General features: G+C 73.0%; 15 protein-coding genes and 1 pseudogene. 13 read left to right on the top strand and 3 right to left on the bottom strand.

What is annotated here, in order from left to right; translation table 11 throughout:
* Positions 1-19: 19 nt before the first annotated feature.
* Entirely contained in the window at positions 20-1000 is a 981-nt protein-coding gene (locus ACIBM5_RS27050) for an ATP-binding protein (RefSeq protein ID WP_396009205.1), read from the bottom strand.
* Positions 1001-1258: 258 nt separating this feature from the next.
* Between ACIBM5_RS27050 and ACIBM5_RS27045 the strand changes: the two genes are divergently transcribed.
* Positions 1259-2065 carry an oxidoreductase gene (locus ACIBM5_RS27045; RefSeq protein WP_396009204.1) on the top strand — a complete coding sequence of 269 codons (807 nt, stop codon included), beginning with the start codon at positions 1259-1261 and terminating at the stop codon, positions 2063-2065.
* 436 nt (positions 2066-2501) lie between these two features.
* Here the strand turns inward: ACIBM5_RS27045 and ACIBM5_RS27040 are convergent, their stop codons facing one another.
* Positions 2502-3308 carry an HAD family hydrolase gene (locus ACIBM5_RS27040; RefSeq protein WP_396009203.1) on the bottom strand — a complete coding sequence of 269 codons (807 nt, stop codon included), beginning with the start codon at positions 3306-3308 and terminating at the stop codon, positions 2502-2504.
* A gap of 594 nt (positions 3309-3902) precedes the next feature.
* On the opposite strand from ACIBM5_RS27040, the gene ssd reads away from it, so the two are divergent.
* The 7 genes and pseudogenes from ssd to ACIBM5_RS27005 form a co-directional block, all read left to right on the top strand.
* Positions 3903-4997: a septum site-determining protein Ssd gene (gene ssd / locus ACIBM5_RS27035; protein WP_396009202.1), complete on the top strand. Its 1095-nt coding sequence runs from the start codon at positions 3903-3905 to the stop codon at positions 4995-4997.
* Complete coding sequence (locus ACIBM5_RS27030) at positions 4994-6382, top strand: TadA family conjugal transfer-associated ATPase (protein WP_396009201.1); 1389 nt, start codon at positions 4994-4996, stop codon at positions 6380-6382. Before ssd ends, ACIBM5_RS27030 begins: the two co-directional genes overlap by 4 nt.
* Positions 6379-7230, top strand: a complete 852-nt coding sequence (locus ACIBM5_RS27025; protein ID WP_396009200.1) for a type II secretion system F family protein — start codon at positions 6379-6381, stop codon at positions 7228-7230. Before ACIBM5_RS27030 ends, ACIBM5_RS27025 begins: the two co-directional genes overlap by 4 nt.
* A gap of 309 nt (positions 7231-7539) precedes the next feature.
* Positions 7540-8097 carry a type II secretion system F family protein gene (locus ACIBM5_RS27020; protein WP_396009199.1) on the top strand — a complete coding sequence of 186 codons (558 nt, stop codon included), beginning with the start codon at positions 7540-7542 and terminating at the stop codon, positions 8095-8097.
* Positions 8098-8139: 42 nt separating this feature from the next.
* Positions 8140-8355: a DUF4244 domain-containing protein gene (locus ACIBM5_RS27015; protein ID WP_396009198.1), complete on the top strand. Its 216-nt coding sequence runs from the start codon at positions 8140-8142 to the stop codon at positions 8353-8355.
* Entirely contained in the window at positions 8342-8770 is a 429-nt protein-coding gene (locus tag ACIBM5_RS27010; RefSeq protein WP_396009197.1) for a TadE family type IV pilus minor pilin, read from the top strand. The genes ACIBM5_RS27015 and ACIBM5_RS27010 overlap by 14 nt, the downstream gene beginning before the upstream one ends.
* A pseudogene (locus tag ACIBM5_RS27005) lies at positions 8767-9042 on the top strand (Rv3654c family TadE-like protein); the annotation flags it as partial. The gene ACIBM5_RS27010 and the pseudogene ACIBM5_RS27005, both read left to right, overlap by 4 nt.
* 89 nt (positions 9043-9131) lie before the next feature.
* Here ACIBM5_RS27005 and ACIBM5_RS27000 read toward each other — a convergent pair.
* The gene (locus tag ACIBM5_RS27000) at positions 9132-11495 is read right to left on the bottom strand and encodes a DEAD/DEAH box helicase (RefSeq protein ID WP_396009196.1); all 2364 of its coding nucleotides are present in this window, start codon (positions 11493-11495) and stop codon (positions 9132-9134) included.
* Positions 11496-11621: 126 nt separating this feature from the next.
* Here ACIBM5_RS27000 and ACIBM5_RS26995 point away from each other — a divergent pair, with 126 nt between their 5' ends.
* The 5 genes from ACIBM5_RS26995 (at position 11622) to ACIBM5_RS26975 (ending at position 17576) form a co-directional block, all read left to right on the top strand.
* Complete coding sequence (locus tag ACIBM5_RS26995) at positions 11622-11963, top strand: STAS domain-containing protein (RefSeq protein ID WP_020549531.1); 342 nt, start codon at positions 11622-11624, stop codon at positions 11961-11963.
* 74 nt (positions 11964-12037) lie between these two features.
* The gene (locus ACIBM5_RS26990; RefSeq protein ID WP_396009195.1) at positions 12038-12505 is read left to right on the top strand and encodes an ATP-binding protein; all 468 of its coding nucleotides are present in this window, start codon (positions 12038-12040) and stop codon (positions 12503-12505) included.
* 254 nt (positions 12506-12759) lie between these two features.
* A complete protein-coding gene (locus tag ACIBM5_RS26985; RefSeq protein WP_396009194.1) occupies positions 12760-15114 on the top strand; it encodes a sodium-translocating pyrophosphatase in 2355 nt (784 codons plus the stop codon).
* A gap of 134 nt (positions 15115-15248) precedes the next feature.
* Positions 15249-16016, top strand: a complete 768-nt coding sequence (locus ACIBM5_RS26980) for a hypothetical protein (RefSeq protein WP_396009193.1) — start codon at positions 15249-15251, stop codon at positions 16014-16016.
* A gap of 27 nt (positions 16017-16043) precedes the next feature.
* The gene (locus tag ACIBM5_RS26975) at positions 16044-17576 is read left to right on the top strand and encodes a methyltransferase (protein ID WP_396009192.1); all 1533 of its coding nucleotides are present in this window, start codon (positions 16044-16046) and stop codon (positions 17574-17576) included.
* The last annotated feature ends 338 nt before the right edge of the window (positions 17577-17914 follow it).

The following is a 17914-nucleotide window of genomic DNA, read 5'->3' as shown; positions in this document are numbered from 1 at the left end:
GCGGGCCGCCCCGCCGCGTTCAGACCGGGGCGGAGATCGCGTGCGGGCCCAGCACGAACGCCGAGTCGACCTGCTCGGCGAGGTCGACCCCGGTCTTCGCGTTGGCCCAGCCGCGCGCGTTCCTGAGGTGGAACTCGACCATCTGCGCGGTGTACCGCTCCCAGTCGCGGTGTTCGAAGCGGGCGTCACAGGCCCGTACCAGCTCGTCCAGCGCGGCTCGGTTGGCCGGCTCCAGGGTCTCGAAGCCCGGTGCGCGGCCCTTCTCCAGGGCCCGGACGAAGTCGGACTGCACGGTCCAGGTCAACAGGTCCGCGCCGACGTGCTCGCGCAGGAACTCGACGTCCTCGGGGCCTTGGACCTTGTTGCCGACCACCGCGAGCGACACGCCCCAGTCGCGGGCGTAGTCGCGGTACTGCCGGTAGACGCCGACGCCCCTGCGGGTCGGCTCGGCGACCAGGAAGGTGATGTCGAAGCGGGTGAACAGCCCGGAGGCGAACGAGTCGGACCCGGCGGTCATGTCCACCACCAGGTACTCCCCGGCGCCGTCGACGAGGTGGTTGAGGTAGAGCTCCACCGCGCCGACCTTCGAGTGGTAGCACGCCACGCCCAGGTCGGACTCCTCGAACGGCCCGGTCGCCATCAGCCGCAGACCGGGCAGGCCGGGCACCTCGCGCGCGCAGGCCGCGTGGATCGGGTTGTCCTCGGCGAGTCGGATCAGCCGCGAACCCCGGCCGGGCGGCGTGGTCTTGACCATCTCGGCGACCGAGCCGATCCGCGGGTTGTCGCCGCGCAGCCAGTCCTTGATCGCGGGCAGCTCGGCGCCCATCGCGGGCAGTGCCGCGGCGGTGTGTTCGTCCAGGCCGAGGGCCACGCCCAGGTGCTGGTTGATGTCCGCGTCCACGGCGACCACCGGCCGGCCGGTGGTCGCGAGATGCCGGATGAACAGGGACGACAACGTGGTCTTGCCGCTGCCGCCCTTGCCGACGAAGGCGATCTTCACGGATGGGGCCCTTCGATGACGGGTTCGACGATCCGGAATCGGACAGCGGGGTCCGAACCGGTCGGGTCCGAACCGGTCGGGTCCGAGCGTCCGGGTTCGTCAATCGGGTTTGACAATCGTTTTCGAATAGGATCATCCGTCGCTTACCGTGCCCACGTCAAGTCGTTGGGTAGTCGCACCGCGGGGGGTGCGCCGACCGCGGGGGCGCGCGCGGGCCGGTGTCGCGGGTGCTTTCCCGCGCGGCGTAGGGTCGCCCGGGTGAGCACCGCAACCGATCCCCTCGCCGCCCTCGCCGCGCTGCCCGGCGTGCCGGAGGCCGTCGAGGACACCCGTACGGCCGTCGACCGACTGCTCGGCCACCGCACGATGCGTCGCCGCAGCATGGACATCAGCGCCGAGTCCGCGCTTCGGGGCGCGCGGGCGAGTGCCGCGCTCGAAGGGGTCGACTGGTCGCTGGAGGAGATCCGCCGCCGCACCGACTTCTCGTCCTCGGCCGAGGAGGGCGGCGCGGTGATCGCGGGCGCGCTGCGGTTGTCCGCCGAGATCGGCTCGCTGCTGGGCACCTGGGGGCACAGTCCGCTCCAGGTGCTGGCCCGGCTGCATGTGGTCGCCGCCGCCGACGCGGTGCCCGCGGAGGCGCTCGGTCGGCCGCGCCGTGACGGCGAACTGCCCGGCCCGCTGCCGTCGGCGGAGGAGGTGGCCGCCCGGCTGGACGGATTGTCCCGACTGCTGCTCGCACCGTCCTCGGCCCCGGCGATCGTGGTCGCCGCCGTCACCCACGCGGAGATCCTCACGCTCGCCCCGTTCGGCTGGGGCAACGGCCTGGTCGCCCGAGCCGCGCAGCGGATCGTACTGGTCACCCGCGGCCTGGACCCCAAGGGCGCGGCCGTGCCCGAGGTCGGTCACCTGGAACTGGGCGTGGACGCCTACGCGGCGGCGCTGCGCGCGTACGAGAGCGGCACCGCCGAAGGGGTGGCGACCTGGATCCGGCACTGCGCCGAGGCGATGACGCTGGGCGCCCGGGAGAGCGTCGCGGTCTGCGAAGCGGTGATGCGCGGGATCTGATCCGTCCCGCGGGCCCGCCCGTCGGACGGACCCGGACACACGAGACGGCGGCGCCCTTGTGGACGCCGCCGTTTGGTCACTCCCACCGGGGTACCAAGCGTGTACCTGTTATGACGATCGGCCCCGGCATGCGCATCCACGGGGGGAAGAACATGCAGGTCGTCCGACGCGTTCGGCCCCTACGAGGGTCGGTCGCACGTGGGTTCCCGGCAGTCGTGTCCGGTCCGCTCCGGCGACCGCCGAGGCGGGGCCGTACGGGCCGTTGGTCCCTTTTCTAGTGGGTTGCCGGGAGGAGGGGAACCCCTGGCCCAAGATCTTTACTTTTGGCCTTTGTCGGATTTGCTCCCGCTCCGCCGCCCCGTCGACCCGCTCGGGTCCCGCGCCCGGCCCGACCGACCCGGCCCCGCGATCCACGTCCCGGTGGCGTGTCCCGGGGTCAGCGGCGCTTCTTGGCGAGGTACCAGACGACGCCGGCCGCGGTGGCGCCCGCGCCGATCGCGGTCGCCGCGAGCACGGGGCGCGAGGGTACCGACAGGGACGGCACCCGCTGGCGCAGCGCGACCGGCCGGCTGAACACCAGCACGGGCCAGCCCCGCCCGGTCGCCTCGCGGCGCAGGCCGCGATCGGGGTTGACCGCGTACGGGTGACCGACCTCCAGGAGCATCGGCAGGTCGGTGATCGAGTCGCTGTACGCGTAGCAGGAGGTGAGGTCGTAGCCCTCGGTGCGGGCCAACTCCTTGACCGCCGCGGCCTTGTTGGGCCCGTACGCGTAGAAGTCGATCTCGCCGGAGTAGCGGCCGTCCTCGACGACCATCCGGGTGGCCACCACCCGGTCCGCCCCCAGCATGTCGCCGATCGGTTCGACCACCTCGGCTCCGGAGGAGCTGACGATGACCACGTCGCGTCCCGCGGCGTGGTGCTCCTCGATCAGCGACGCGGCCTCGTCGTAGATGATCGGGTCGATCATGTCGTGCAGGGTTTCCGCGACGATCTCGCGCACCTGCTGGACGTCCCACCCGCGGCACAGCGCGGAGAGATATTCGCGCATGCGCTCCATCTGGTCGTGATCCGCGCCGCCGACGAGGAACACGAACTGCGCGTAGGCACTCTTGAGGACGGAGCGGCGATTGATCAGACCGCCGTTGTAGAAGGATCTGCTGAACGCCAGCGCACTGGACCTGGCGATGATGGTCTTGTCGAGGTCGAAGAAGGCTGCTGTCCGCTTCGGCGCCTGGGTTTCCACAGTTCACGAGGATAAGGGCAGCCATTCGGCGTAAACTCCACGTCGTGGGTTTGCTAGAGAACCCCCTCGGGTACATCCTGGAAGTCACGGATCGTTCGCGACCGTGCTAACCCGGTCCGACTCCTCCCCCCCCGAGTCGGCCGTGGAGACGACCCCCGCTCTCCCCCCCGGCGGGGGTCGTCGCTTGTCCGGGGGGTTTTTTTGTGTCCGTACGCGTGCGTGGGTCGGCCTTTGTCCGACCAACCGCCGGGATGCGTGGTTGTCGGTGCGGCCTCCGGCCACCCGGCTCGGATTGAATCCGCGATTTCGGGTCGGCCGCACGAGCTTGGGGCCGGCGGCTTTTTCGGACCGGTCGTTCTCCGCTGTTTCGGGTGGATTCCCGGGCGATTTTCGGTGTTCTACGCGCGCACCGACACGGAAACATGTCCGCAACCGCTCGGGCGTCCCTCACACGAGTGAATCCGCTATCCACAACCACGGCCTTGTACACAGGCACGAACCACCCGCTCGGCCGAGCGCGCGCCGGCGGCGACGGTGGGGTCAGCTCTCGGGAGGCCCGGTTCGGACGGACCTCCCCGACCCCCTGGAGGTTCCGTGGCAGCGCTTTCCCCACCCCGGCCGGCCCGCCCGCTCCTGGTGACCGGCGATCCGGCCCTGCTCGACGAACTCCTGCGGCTGTGCGCCGCCGCCGGGATCGAGCCGGAGGTGCAGCCGGACCCGGGTGCGGCACGGACCGCGTGGCCGGCGGCGCCGCTGGTGATCGTGGGCGACGACGTGACGCCGGGCCTGGCCCGGTGCGGATTGCCCCGCCGGGAGGACGTGGTGCTGATCGGCGCCGACCTGGACGACGGGGACGTGTGGCGACGGGCCCTGGATGTCGGGGCGGACCACGTGGTGTTCCTGCCCGACGCCGAGGCATGGATCGTCGACCGGCTGGGCGATGTCGCGGAGGGCACCGGGCCGGACGCGCACACGATCGCCGTGCTCGGCGGTTGCGGCGGCAGCGGGGCCAGCACGTTGGCCTGCGCGCTCGCGGTGACCGCGGGGCGTCGGGGACTGAACGCCGCGCTGGTGGACGTGGATCCGCTGGGCGGGGGACTGGACGTGCTGCTCGGCGGCGAGGACGAGAGCGGCCTGCGCTGGCCGGACCTGGCGAGCGCGCGGGGCCGGATCGACGGTGGCGCGCTGTCCGACGCGTTGGTGCATCTGCACGGGCTGACCGTGCTCTCGTGGGACCGCGAGCGACCACCGGGGATCCCGCCGGACACGATCCGTTCGGTGGTGCGGGCGGTGCGCAGACGACACGACCTCGCGGTGCTCGACGTGCCGCGGCACGCCGACTCGGCGGGCGCGGAGGCGCTGCGGCAGTGCGACACCGGGTTGTTGGTGGTGCCGGCCGAGGTGCGGGCGCTGGCCGCGGCGGCACAGGTGTCGGCGCGGATCGGGCCGATGTTGCGCGATCTGCGGGCGGTGGTGCGGCAGCCGAGTTCCTCGGGGCTGACCTCGGAGGCGGCCGCACGCGGTCTCGGCCTGCCGCTCGCGGGCGAGTTGCGGCCGGAGGCGGGGTTGTCGGCCGCCGCCGAGCGGGGCGATCCGCCGGGTCTGCGCTCGCGTGGACCGTTGGCTCGGTTCTGTCGGGAATACCTCGCGGGCAACCCGGCCGGCATGGTGCGCAGGGAGGCCGCGTGAGTGCGCGCGAGGTGCCGCCGATGCCGCCGTTCCCGCCGCCGACGCCGCTCCCGGGCGGGTCGCCGCCGCGGGGTGGGCGGGAGGAGCGGCCGGCCGGGGTGCCGCAGCCACCGCCGTGGCCGGTGCCGACGCCGGCGAACGGGGGCACCGGGGTCTTCTCTGCGCCGCAACTGCGGACGGTGCCGGCGGCGGGCACGGTCGCCGCCGCGCAGGCCGTGCCGGCGCCGCCGGACCCGGATCTGGTCGAGGCGGTGCGGTCGCGGTTGGCCGCGGGCGGACACGAGCCCACGCCGGGCGCGGTGGCCGCCGCGCTGCGTGCCGAGGGGCGGGTGCTCGGCGAGGCCGCGTTGCCTGAGCTGGTTCGGGCCTTGCGGTCGGAGATCGCCGGGGCCGGGCCGCTGGACGCGCTGTTGCGTGATCCCGAGGTCACCGACGTGCTGGTCAACGCGCCCGACGAGGTGTGGATCGACCGCGGCGCGGGGCCGCAGCGCACGGCGGTGACGTTCGCCGACGACGCGGCGGTGCGGCGGTTGGCCCAGCGGCTGGCGAGCGGCGCCGGGCGACGGCTGGACGACGCCTCGCCGTATGTGGACGCGACGCTCGCCGACGGGATCCGCCTGCACGCGGTGCTGCGTCCGGTCGCGGTGCGCGGCACATGTCTGTCGTTGCGGGTGCCCCGGCGCACCTCGCTGGGCCTGGCCGATCTGGTCCGGGCCGGTTCGTTGTCGCCGGTCGCGGCGGAACTGCTGTGCGCGGTCGTCTCGGCGCGCGCCGCCTTCCTGGTCTCCGGCGGCACCGGCTCGGGCAAGACCACCCTGCTCGGGGCACTGCTCGGGTGTGCCCACCCGGCCGAACGGCTGTTGCTGGCCGAGGATTCGGCCGAGCTGACGCCACGTCACCCACACGTGGTGCGGCTCGAGTCGCGCCCGGCCAACGTCGAGGGCGCGGGCGAGGTGACGCTGCGGGACCTGGTCCGGCAGGCACTGCGGATGCGGCCGGATCGACTCGTGGTCGGCGAGGTGCGCGGCGCCGAGGTGGTCGAGTTGCTCGCCGCGCTCAACACCGGCCACGAGGGCGGTTGCGGCACGGTGCACGCGAACTCGGCGGCGGACGTACCGGCGCGGCTCGAGGCCCTGGGCGCGCTGGCGGGCCTGGGCCGGGACGCGCTGCACAGCCAACTGGCCGCCGCACTCGATCTGGTCGTGCATGTGGTGCGCGAGCGGGACGGCCTGCGTCGGGTGGCCGAGATCCATGTGCTCGAACGCGATGCGGCGGGTCGGGTGCACCCGGTGTCCGCGATGCGCTTCGAGCGCGGCGGCGCCTCTCGCCCCGGCCCGGGTCACCAGCGGCTGACCACGCTGCTGGCGGGGTGGTGGCGGGGGTGAGGGCCGGGATGGGGGCGGCGCTGGTCGCGGCGAGTGGGGTCGCGGGGCTGGTGTGGTTGTCGACGACTCGGGATGGGCCGGCCCGGCTGCGGGGGGTGCTGGGGGCGTTCGACGTCGAGCGGATGGGTCGATCGGCCTTCGGGACGGCGGTGCGGCGGCATCGGGTGCCGCTCGCGGTGCTCGCGGCCGGAAGCGGTGCGGCGCTGCTGCTGGCGTCGCCGGTGCCCGCACTGGTGGCGCTGCCGGGGGCGTGGGCGTTGCGTCGACGGTGGGCGCGGGCTGCGGCCGCTCGGGAGGCCGCCGCGGTGCGGGCCGGAGTCGTCGGGTTGTGTGCCGCGCTCGCCGGGGAGTTGCGGGCGGGGCGGTCGCCGGAGGAGGCGTTGGCGGCGGCTGCGCGCGCGGTGTCGGGACCGATCCCGGCGGTGCTGGGCGAGGCGATCGGGTCGGCCCGGGTCGGCGGCGACGTGCCGGACGCGCTGGACCGGGCGGCGGCCCGACCCGGGGCGGCCGGACTTCGGCGGCTCGCCGCGTGCTGGCGGATCGCCACCGGTCGGGGCGCCGGGTTCGCGTCGGCGCTGGAACGCATCGCGGCCACGCTGCGAGCGGAGGAGGACGCGCACGAGGAATCGCTCGCCGAACTCGCCGGAGCCCGCTCGACCGCGCACGTACTGGCCGCGCTGCCGGTCTTCGGCCTGTTCCTGGGCAGCGGCCTGGGCGCCCGACCCCTGGACGTACTGCTCCGCACCCCGACCGGGATCACCTGCCTGTGCGTGGGCCTGACCCTGGTGGCCATCGGCCTGGAGTGGACGGACCGCCTGGCCGCGCACGCGGCCTCGGGGGCGGCGTGAGGGGCGGCGCGTTCCTCGTATCGGCCGGGGCGGGGGCCGGCTCGGGGGAGGGGCCGGTATGGCGCCGGGCGCGGGAGGTCGGGTGCGGCTCGGCGCGGTGGGCCTCGGGCGGGGTTGATCTCGGGGGTGGATCGGGGGCGGGTGGTGGGCGTGAGTGGCGTGGCGATGTCGGTGGCGGTCGTCGCGGCGGCGGGCGCCGGGGGTGCCGTGCGGGGGAGCGGCGGCAGCCGGCGGGGCCGGCGGGAGCCGGGGCGGGGGCACGATCCGGTGTGGCGGCGGCGGGGGGCGGCGCTACTGGGTGGGGCGGCCGTGTTCGTGCTGTTCGGTGGGTGGATCGGAGGCGGCGCGGGGATCGTGGTGGCGCTCGCGCTCGACCGGCGGCTGGGCCGGTTGGAGCCCCGTTCCGGGCGCGTGCTCCGGGTGCGGCTGCGGGCCGATCTGCCCTCTGCCGCCGACCTGTTCGCGGCGTGTCTGCTGGCCGGCAGTTCGCCCGTGGAGGCCGCCGAGGCGGTCGCGCACGCTGTCGGGGGACCGCTGGCGGCCCGGCTGCGGCCGATCGTGGCCTCGCTGCGGTTGGGCGGCGATCCGGGTCGGTGCTGGCTCGGGCTGACCGACGATCCGGTGCTCGCGCCGCTGGGCCGGGCGCTGGCCCGGGCCGCGACGGGCGGTGCGCCGGCGGCGGCCCTGGTGGCCCGGATGGCCGACGAACAACGGGCCGAGCATCGACGGGCGGCTGCCGCGGCCGCGCGCCGGGTGGGGGTGCGCGCCACCGTTCCGCTCGGATTGTGCTTCCTGCCGGCCTTCCTGCTGATCGGTGTGGTTCCGATCGTGATCGGGCTGACGACGACCCTGTTGCAGCCCTTCTGACCTTCCAACTCATCCACGTACACAGAAAAAAGGGAGACTCACATGAGCTTGCGCCTTCTTCTGCCGATTCCCGCTACGACCGCGCGTCGGATGTGGCTGCGGCTGCGCGACGACGCCGGAATGACCACGGCCGAGTACGCGGTGGGCACGGTCGCCGCGGTGGCCTTCGGGGCCGTGCTGTTCAAGATCGTGACCAGTCCGGGCGTCGCGCAGGCGCTCACCGGCGTGATCACCAAGGCCCTCGATGTCTCGTTCTGAGCCTCGTCCCGAGCCATGCACCAAGCCTCGTCCCGAGCCCCGTACCGCCACTCGCCGGGCAGGTGCGGCGAACGGCTTCGTCACCGCGGAAACCGCGGTCGTACTGCCGGTCCTGGTCCTGCTGACCGCCGTGTCGGTGTCCGGAATCGGTGCCGCCGCCGCGCAGATCCGCTGCGTGGACGCGGCGCAGGCGGGGGCGCGGGCACTGGCCCGGGGCGAGCCGGCGGCGGTGGCCCAGGAGCGGGCGCGGGCCGCCGGGCCGGTCGGAGCGCGGACGGAGGTGTCCCGCGCGGACGGCCTGGTGCGCTTCCGGGTCGCCGGCGAGGTCGGCGTTCCGGGCGCGGCCTGGGCCGGGGTGCGGTTCCACGTGGAACATGTGGCGGTGGCCGCCATGGAGGACGAGGTGCCGCCGTGAGCCCACGCCCCTCGGCGCAGGAGGGCTCGGCAACGTTGTGGGTGCTCGCGCTCGCGCTGGTGCCGATGTGCGCCGTGGCGTTCGTGTTCGCCTTCGCCGGCGCGGTCGCGGCCCGCCACCGCGCAGCCGCCGCGGCCGACCTGGCCGCACTCGCGGCGGCAGGCAGGGCCGCCGCCGGCCCCGAGGAGGCGTGCACCCTGGCCCGCCGCGTGGCCAGGGCCCAGCACGCCACGCTGACCCGCTGCCGCCTCACCAACGACTTCGCGACGGTCGAGGTGACCACCCCCACCCCCGCAGGCCCCCCGGCCCACGCCGGCGCCCACGCCGGCCCGACAACCACCCGACCCGCCGGCCCCGCGACTCAGGCGCCCCCGCCGCCCGCCTCTCCGGCCCCACCCGCCCCCAGCAAAGCGTCCAGCAGCGCCACAGCTCCGAGCTTGTCCAACGGCTGGTTGCCGTTGCCGCATTTGGGGGATTGCACGCAGCTCGGGCAGCCGTGTTCGCACTCGCAGGACGCGATCGCCTCGCGGGTCGCGCTCAGCCAGGCCGCTGCGGTGACGTAGGCGCGTTCGGCGAAGCCCGCGCCGCCCGGGTGGCCGTCGTAGACGAATACGGTCGGCAGGCCGGTGTCGGGGTGCAGCGACGTGGACACGCCGCCGATGTCCCAGCGGTCGCACGTGGCGAACAGCGGCAGCAGGCCGATCGAGGCGTGTTCGGCCGCGTGCGCGGCGCCCGGCAGGTCGGTCGGCTCGATGCCCGCCGCCGCCACCTGGTCGGGTGTGACCGTCCACCACACCGCGCGGGTGCGCAGGCTGCGCTCGGGCAGGTCCAGTTTGTGCTCGCCCAGTACCTCGCCGGTGATGATCCGCTTGCGCTGGAAGGAGACCACCCGGCCGGTGACCTCGACCGAGCCGAAGTGCAGCCGGGCCGCGCCCCACTCCTGGCTGCGCACGGTCTCCAGGATCCGGATCTCGGTGACCTCGCGCGCGCTGGTGGTCCAGTCCGGATTCGCCGCGCGCACCAGGGCCACGCCCTCGCCGAGGTCGAGTTCGCGGACCAGGAAGGTGTCGCCCTGATGCAGGTGCACCGCGCCGGGGTGGACCGCGGAATGCGCCGCGGGCGCGTCGACCGTGCCGAGCAGGCGCCCGGTGTCCTGCTCGACCACCCGCACCGCCGGCCCGCCCGCGCCGCGGATGTCGGTCAGGTCGGTGGCCCGCTCCCGGCTCGTCCAGTACCAGCCGGTGGACCGCCGGCGCAGCAGCCCGCGCCGCTCCAGGCCCGGCAGCAGTTCCGCGGCCACCGGCCCGAACAACTCCAGGTCCTCCTCGGTGAGCGCGAACTCGGCCGCGGCCGCGCACAGGTGCGGGGCCAGTACGTACGGATTGTCCGGGTCCAGCACGGTCGCCTCGACCGGGCGGTCGAACAGGGCCTCGGGGTGGTGCACCAGGAAGGTGTCCAGCGGATCGTCGCGGGCGATCAGGACGGCCAGCGCCTCCTGTCCGGCCCGACCCGCGCGCCCGGCCTGCTGCCACAGCGAGGCCCGGGTGCCGGGATAGCCCGCGATCAGCACCGCGTCCAGGCCGGAGATGTCCACACCCAGTTCGAGCGCGGTGGTCGCGGCCACCCCCAGCAGGCTGCCGTCGTGCAGCGCGCGCTCGATCGCCCGCCGCTCCTGGGGCAGATAGCCCGCGCGATAGGTGGCCACCCGATCGGCCAGTGCCTCGTCCACCCGGGCCAGGTGATCGCGCGCGATCACCCGAACCACCTCGGCGCCGCGTCGCGAGCGCACGAAGGCGACCGTGCGTACGCCGTCGAGCACCAGGTCGGTGAGCAGATCCGCGGTCTCCGAGGTCGCGGTACGCCGGACGGGTGCTCCGTGTTCACCCTCGTGGCCGGTCAGTGGCGGCTCCCACAGGGCGAACACCAGTTCGCCGTGCGGCGAGCCGTCCTCGGTCACCTCGACCACCGGCACGCCGATCAGCCGTTCGGCGGCGACCGCCGGATCGGATACGGTCGCCGACGCCAGGATGAACACCGGGTCGGATCCGTACCGGCGACACACCCGGCGCAGCCGGCGGATCAATTGGGCCACATGGGAGCCGAAAACGCCGCGATACGTGTGGCATTCGTCGATCACCACGTAGCGCAGCGAGCGCAGGAACGCCGCCCACGAGCGGTGTCCGGGCAGCAACGCACGGTGCAACATGTCCGGATTCGTCAGGACGTAGGACGCGTGGGAGCGCACCCATTGCCGCACCTCCACGGGCGTGTCGCCGTCGTAGGTGGCGACCCGGACACACCCGAGCGCGGGATTCGCGGTCCGCAACTCCTCGACGGCGCGCGCCTGATCCGAGGCCAGCGCCTTCGTCGGAGCGAGGTAGAGTGCGGTCGCACCGCGCCCACTGGGCGCGTCCGCGCCCTCGACCAGGGTCGTGAGGACCGGCAACAGATAGGCGAGGGACTTGCCCGAGGCGGTGCCGGTGGCGATCACGACCGAGCGGCCCTGTGCCGCAACAGAGGCGGCGCGGGCCTGATGCTCCCACGGCACTTCGATACCCGCAGCGCGAAACGCGTCGCCGACTTCCGGCCGAACCCAGTCGGGCCAGGCCGCGGTAACGCCTTCGCGAGCGGGTATGCGCCGGACGTGCGTCACTCGATCGGGTCGATCCCGACCCGCCAAAAGGCGGCCGAGAAGACCTTCCGGGGGGCGTGTTCTGGGCTGCATCGGGCACCAGTGTTACATCCAATGTCGCGGGATTCATCGTCCCCTAGTGCCCATAAGTGGTTGAATGCCTTGGCGGCTGCCGATCCATGGGGGGCGACCGCTCAAGAGCAAGGTGCTGGAGGATCCGTGGACTTGTCCCTGTCGACCCGAACCGAGGGCGGTCGTACGATCGTCGAGGTGGGCGGCGAGATCGATGTATACACCGCACCCAAGCTGCGCGAGCAACTGGTGGAACTCGTCAACGAAGGCCAGTTCCACCTGATCGTCGACATGGAAGCCGTCGACTTCCTGGACTCGACCGGGCTCGGTGTGCTGGTGGGTGGCCTGAAGCGGGTGCGTGCCCACGAAGGGTCGCTGCAGTTGGTGTGCACTCAGGAGCGCATCCTGAAGATCTTCCGCATCACCGGCCTGACCAAGGTCTTCCCGATTCATCCGTCGGTGGCCGTGGCCATCGCCTCGTCCGACTGACCGACGTACGTCCTGACCGGACGCACACCGCACCCGCGCCGGCCCGGGCGGGTGCTCGCACGGCTGGGGGAACCATGGCCATCGTCGAGCTGCGCTTCAGCGCGCTGCCCGAACACGTCCGCACGGCGCGGCTCGTCGCCGCCGCCGTGGCGCGGCGCGCGGGGGTTGCTGAGACGGTGCTCGACGAGGTGCGTCTCGCCGTCGGCGAGGCGTGTTCCCGCGCCGTCGGGATGCACCAGGACCGGGTGGACGACGACCGCCCGGTCACGGTCACCCTGGACGACGGCAACGGCCGCTTCAGTATCGAGGTCAACGACGGCGTGCCACAGCCGGCGCTGACCGAGGCGGGCCTCGCGGAGGGCGCCGGAATGGTGCCCGACCTGTCCGCGAACGGCTCCGGCCTGGAACTGATCGAGAACGAGATGGGCCTGGCCGTCATCCTCGGCCTGGTCGACGACCTCGACGTGCGGACCGGCGCCGAGGGCGGCGTGATCCGCATGTCGTGGCCCTCCGGCGCGAAGTCCGCCGAGACCGTGGGCTGACCGAGCCCCACTCCGTACGACCCTCATCGCCTCCGGGATGCCCGGGGGCGATTTCGGCGTTCTCGTGTATCCCCTTTTTCGGGTCGTAAAACCTGATTCCGGATCGACACGCCGATTTTGGGAATCACGCCCGGATTTCATCGGTAATTTGATCTGATCATGGCGATTCCCATGGTCTGATCTTGATCATTTGCATACACTCCTTTCGCATTGAGAAGTCCCGATCTGAAAGTGCTCCTAGCCAAGGAGGACGAATGTCCGGGATCCACCCCTCCGAACTCACCGTCGCCGCGGACGTCTCCGTCTCCGGCGGCAACCTCACCTACGTCGTGATCGTCGCGGTGATCGCCCTCGGTGCCCTGGGCGTCGCCGCCGGACTCGTGCGTCAAGTGCTCGCCGCCGACGAGGGCACCGAATCCATGCGCCGGATCGCCGGTGCGATCCAAGAGGGCGCGGCGGCCTACCTGGCCCGTCAGTTCCGCACCCTCGCGGTGTTCGCCGTGGGCGTTTTCTTCCTGCTCATGCTGTTGCCGGCGGACGACTGGAACGAGCGGATCGGCCGCTCGATCTTCTTCCTGGTGGGCGCGGTCTTCTCGGCCGTCACCGGGTACGTGGGCATGTGGCTCGCGGTGCGCAGCAACGTGCGCGTCGCGGCGGCCGCCCGGGCCGGGAACGCCGGTCGGGACGCGGCGATGCGGATCGCCTTCCGCACCGGCGGCGTCGCGGGCATGTTCACGGTCGGCCTGGGCCTGTTCGGGGCCGCGCTCGTGGTGATCCTCTACCGCGAGGACGCCCCCAAGGTGCTCGAAGGCTTCGGCTTCGGCGCCGCGCTGCTCGCGATGTTCATGCGCGTGGGCGGCGGCATCTTCACCAAGGCCGCCGACGTCGGCGCGGACCTGGTCGGCAAGGTCGAACAGGGCATCCCCGAGGACGACCCGCGCAACGCCGCGACGATCGCCGACAACGTCGGCGACAACGTGGGCGACTGCGCGGGCATGGCCGCGGACCTGTTCGAGTCGTACGCGGTCACCCTGGTCGCCGCGCTGATCCTGGGCAAGGCCGCCTTCGGCGACGCGGGCCTGGTCTTCCCGCTGATCGTGCCCGCGATCGGCGTGCTGACCGCGATCGTGGGCATCTACACCGTCGCGCCCCGGCCGGGCGACCGCAGCGGCATGACCGCGATCAACCGGGGCTTCTTCGTCTCGGCGATCATCTCGCTCGTTCTGGTCGCGGGCGCCGCGTTCCTGTACCTGCCGAGCAAGTTCTCGGATCTGGACGGGCTGAGCGACCAGGAGATCCTCGCGCACGACGCCGACCCGCGTGTGTTCGCGCTGGTCGCGGTGCTGATCGGCATCGTGCTCGCGGCGGTCATCCAACAGTTGACCGGCTACTTCACCGAGACCAGCCGGCGACCGGTGCGCGATGTCACCAAGACCTCGCTGACCGGTCCGGCCACGGTGATCCTGTCCGGCATCGCGCTCGGCCTGGAATCCGCGGTGTACGCGGCGGTGCTGATCTCGGTGGCGGTGCTGGGCGCGTACCTGCTCGGCGCCGGGATCATCATGCTCGCGCTGTTCGCGGTCGCACTCGCGGGCACCGGCCTGTTGACCACGGTCGGGGTGATCGTGGCCATGGACACCTTCGGACCGGTCTCCGACAACGCGCAGGGCATCGCCGAGATGTCCGGCGACGTCGAGGGCGAGGGTGCCCAGGTGCTCACCGAGCTCGACGCGGTGGGCAACACGACCAAGGCGATCACCAAGGGCATCGCCATCGCGACCGCCGTGCTCGCGGCGACCGCGCTGTACGGGTCCTATCGCGACGCCGTGCGCACGGCCGTGGACGAGGCCGGCGGACTCGCGGACGCCTCCAAGCTCACCTCGTTCGCGTTCTCCACCGACATCACCCAGCCGAACAACCTGGTCGGGCTGATCCTCGGCGCGGCCGTGGTGTTCCTGTTCAGCGGCCTGGCGATCAACGCGGTCTCCCGGGCCGCGGGCGCGGTGGTGTTCGAGGTGCGCAACCAGTTCCGGACCCGACCCGGGATCATGGACGGCACCGAACTGCCCGAGTACGGCCGAGTGGTGGACATCTGCACCCGCGACTCGCTGCGTGAGCTGGCCACCCCCGGACTGCTCGCGGTGATGGCCCCGATCGCGGTCGGGTTCACCCTGGGCATCGGCCCGCTCGCGGCGTTCCTCGCCGGTGCGATCGGCACCGGCACGCTGATGGCGGTGTTCCTGGCCAACTCCGGCGGCGCGTGGGACAACGCCAAGAAGATGGTCGAGGACGGCAGCTACGGCGGCAAGGGCTCCGCCGCACACGAGGCCACGATCATCGGCGACACGGTCGGCGACCCGTTCAAGGACACCGCCGGACCGGCGATCAACCCGCTGCTCAAGGTGATGAACCTGGTGTCGCTGCTGATCGCGCCGGCGGTGATCAAGCTGAGCATCGGCGCGGACGAGAACGGCGCGCTGCGCGCCCTGGCGGCGGCCTTCTCGATCGTGGTGATCGTGGGCGCGGTCTGGTACAGCAAGCGCAAGTCGGTGGTCGTCGGCGAGGACGAGGGCGACCACGAGGAGCGGGCGACGAAGGCGGCCGCCTGATCCGACCCGAGGTACGTACGGGCGCGGAACCGGAGAAACCGGAACCGCGCCCGTGCCGCGGGCAGAGTGCACGTTTGGCCGAACACCTTTGCGCTGTGCGAGTCTGCGTCCGGCTCCGAGCAAAGGTGGAAAGCGTGTCGAGGAAGTTCCTGGTGGTCTCCGCGCTGGTCCTGGCATCGGCCTTGACCGCATGCGGCGGCGGCGACGACAAGAACGACGAGAACAAGAAGAAGCAGGCCGAACTGCGGGCCTGGGCCGCGAAGGTCTGCGCGGTGGACGTGACGGCGCGGATCGACGAGTCCCGGGTGGCGCTGGCGGATGTGGGGAAGGTGATCCCCAACGAGCAGCCCGCGACCCTGCGCACCCGGCTGGCGGCCGACATCTCCCGACTCGCCGACGCGGACAACGCGCTCGCCGACGCGATCGACAAGGCGGGCATACCCGCGGTCGCCGACGGCGCCACGCTGCGCACCTCGGTGGTCGCGGAGCTGCGCAACGCGGCCAAGGGCTGGGCCGGGATCCAGGCCAAGGTCGAGGGCCTGACCATCGAGAAGCAGAACGAGTTCGCCGACGGGCTGCGCTCGCTGAACCCGGAGATCGACGGGCTGCGCGCGTCCTCGCACACGGCCCTGGACAGGCTGCACCGCGGCGAGGCCGGCAAGGCGCTCGCGGCGGTGCCGGGGTGCGCGGCGGGCAAGCCGGACGCCATCCCGACCACCCCGGTCACCTCGGCGCCCACGAAGAGCACGACGCCGAGCGCCGGTGCCTCCAGTCCCGCGCCGGACAAGTCCACCTCGCCGAGCGCGTCCTCGACCGGTTCCACCGCGCCGAGCAGCCCGCCGCCGAGCGCCGGCGCGGAGTCCTCCTCGGCCCCGCCGACCGGCACGGCACCGGCCGGCTGACCGCCGCCCCGGCGCGCACGAGGCAGGATGGTGCGCGTGACGATGAACGACACCTCCCAGGTGGCCCGACTTCGCGAGGCCCTGATCGCGGCCGGCTACACCGTCGACGGCTGCCTCGACGCCCTCGGCCCCCAGGCATACGCGGCGCTGTCGCGCGGTGAGACCGTGCCGGCGCTGCGTGCCCTGCGGGCGGACGCGGCGAGCCCGCTCGCGGTGCTGATCCGGCTGTTCCTGCTGCAGACGCCCGCGCCCGAGGCGCACGTACGGCGCGCCCTCCCGCTGGCCGAGGCGCTGGCCGGGGGGCTGCTGGAGCAGGACGGCGACCAGGTGCGGCCGCTGGTGGACATCCGGCCCTACGGCGAGGCGGACACCGACTGGTGGGTCGTGTCCGACCTCGGCGCGGGCATCGGCGGGGTCAACGGCCCGGTCCGGGCGGATCACGTGCTGGGCATCGGCGGGGCGTCCACCACGCTCGCCGGCATCACCGTGCGCGAGCGGGTGGGCCGCGCGCTGGACCTGGGCACCGGGTGTGGCGTGCAGGCGCTGCACGCGTCGCGACACGCCGACTCGGTGCTGGCCACCGATGTCAACAAGCGGGCGCTCGACCTGACCCGGCTGACCATGGCGCTGTCCGGGGTGGGCAACGTCGGCCTGGCCGAGGGCAGCCTGTTCGAGCCGGTCGAGGGCGAGCGGTTCGACCTGATCGTGTCCAACCCGCCGTTCGTGATCACTCCGGTGGGCGAGCGGTACACCTACCGCGACGCGGGGTTGCCCGGCGACGAGGTGTGTCGGCTGCTGGTGGCGCAGGCGCCGCGGTTCCTCAACGACGGCGGCTACTGCCAGCTGCTGGCCAATTGGCAGCACCTGCGCGGCCGGGACTGGCAGGACCGGCTGGCCGCCTGGCTGGCGCCCACCGGCTGCGATGCCTGGGTGGTCCAGCGCGACGTGCAGGACCCGGCGCAGTACGCCGAGCTGTGGTTGCGCGATTCGGGTGACCACCACGGCGCCGCGTACGCCGAACGCTACGACGCCTGGCTGGCGGCGTTCGAGCGGGACGGCGTGGAGGGCATCGGATTCGGCTGGATCACGCTGCGTGCGTCGGGCTCCGACACGCCGAACGTGCACATCGAGGACTGGCCGCACGCGATCGAACAACCGCTCGGCGCGGAGGTGCACGCCTGGTTCGGCCGACAGGACGCGCTGGCCCGGACGGACGACGACGGCCTGCTCGACGTCGCCTTCCGGCTCGCCGACCACGTGGTCCAGGAGCAGACCGGCGCGCCGGGCGCCGAGGACCCCGAGGCGGTCGTGCTGCGTCAGCGGCGCGGCATGTGCCGGGCGGACCGGGTGGACACCGTCGGCGCGGCGCTGGCCGGAGCCAGCGACGGCCGGCTTCCGGCCGGCGTCATCGTGGACGCGATCGCCGAGCTGCTCGACGAGGATCCGGCCCGCTTGCGCGATGCCGTACCCGGCGAACTGCGCGGTTTGGTGGCCGACGGATTCCTGCTGTTCCCCGAGGTCGGGGAGCCTGCCGGGGAGCGGCCCGACCCCACCGACTGAGCGCGGCTTGGGCCGGTGCACCGTGATCCGGGGCAGCACGCCTGTACAGTCGCAGGTGTTGTCCCCACAGGATGCTCCTTGCCGTTGCCAAGAAAATGTGTTGTATGGAGGCGGCGGCTTCCAGCTCGACCGCGAACCAACGGGGTCGGGAGGCGGGAACCGCGATGCGCGCGTTACCGTTCGAGGGGCGAGGGACGCGGACGTCGGAGCGAATCGCCGGATCCGGGGGACGGTCCGGTCGGACGGCGGCCTCGGGACGACTCCGTGACAAGCCGAGCAGAACCGGTTTGACACACGGGGCCGACTCCCGGTCACGCTCCGCCACCCGGCAACCGCAA

It is taken from the genome of Embleya sp. NPDC050493 (genome assembly GCF_044458105.1).
Classification (GTDB): Bacteria; Actinomycetota; Actinomycetes; order Streptomycetales; family Streptomycetaceae; genus Embleya.
This window is presented reverse-complemented; position numbering and strand designations above follow the sequence as displayed.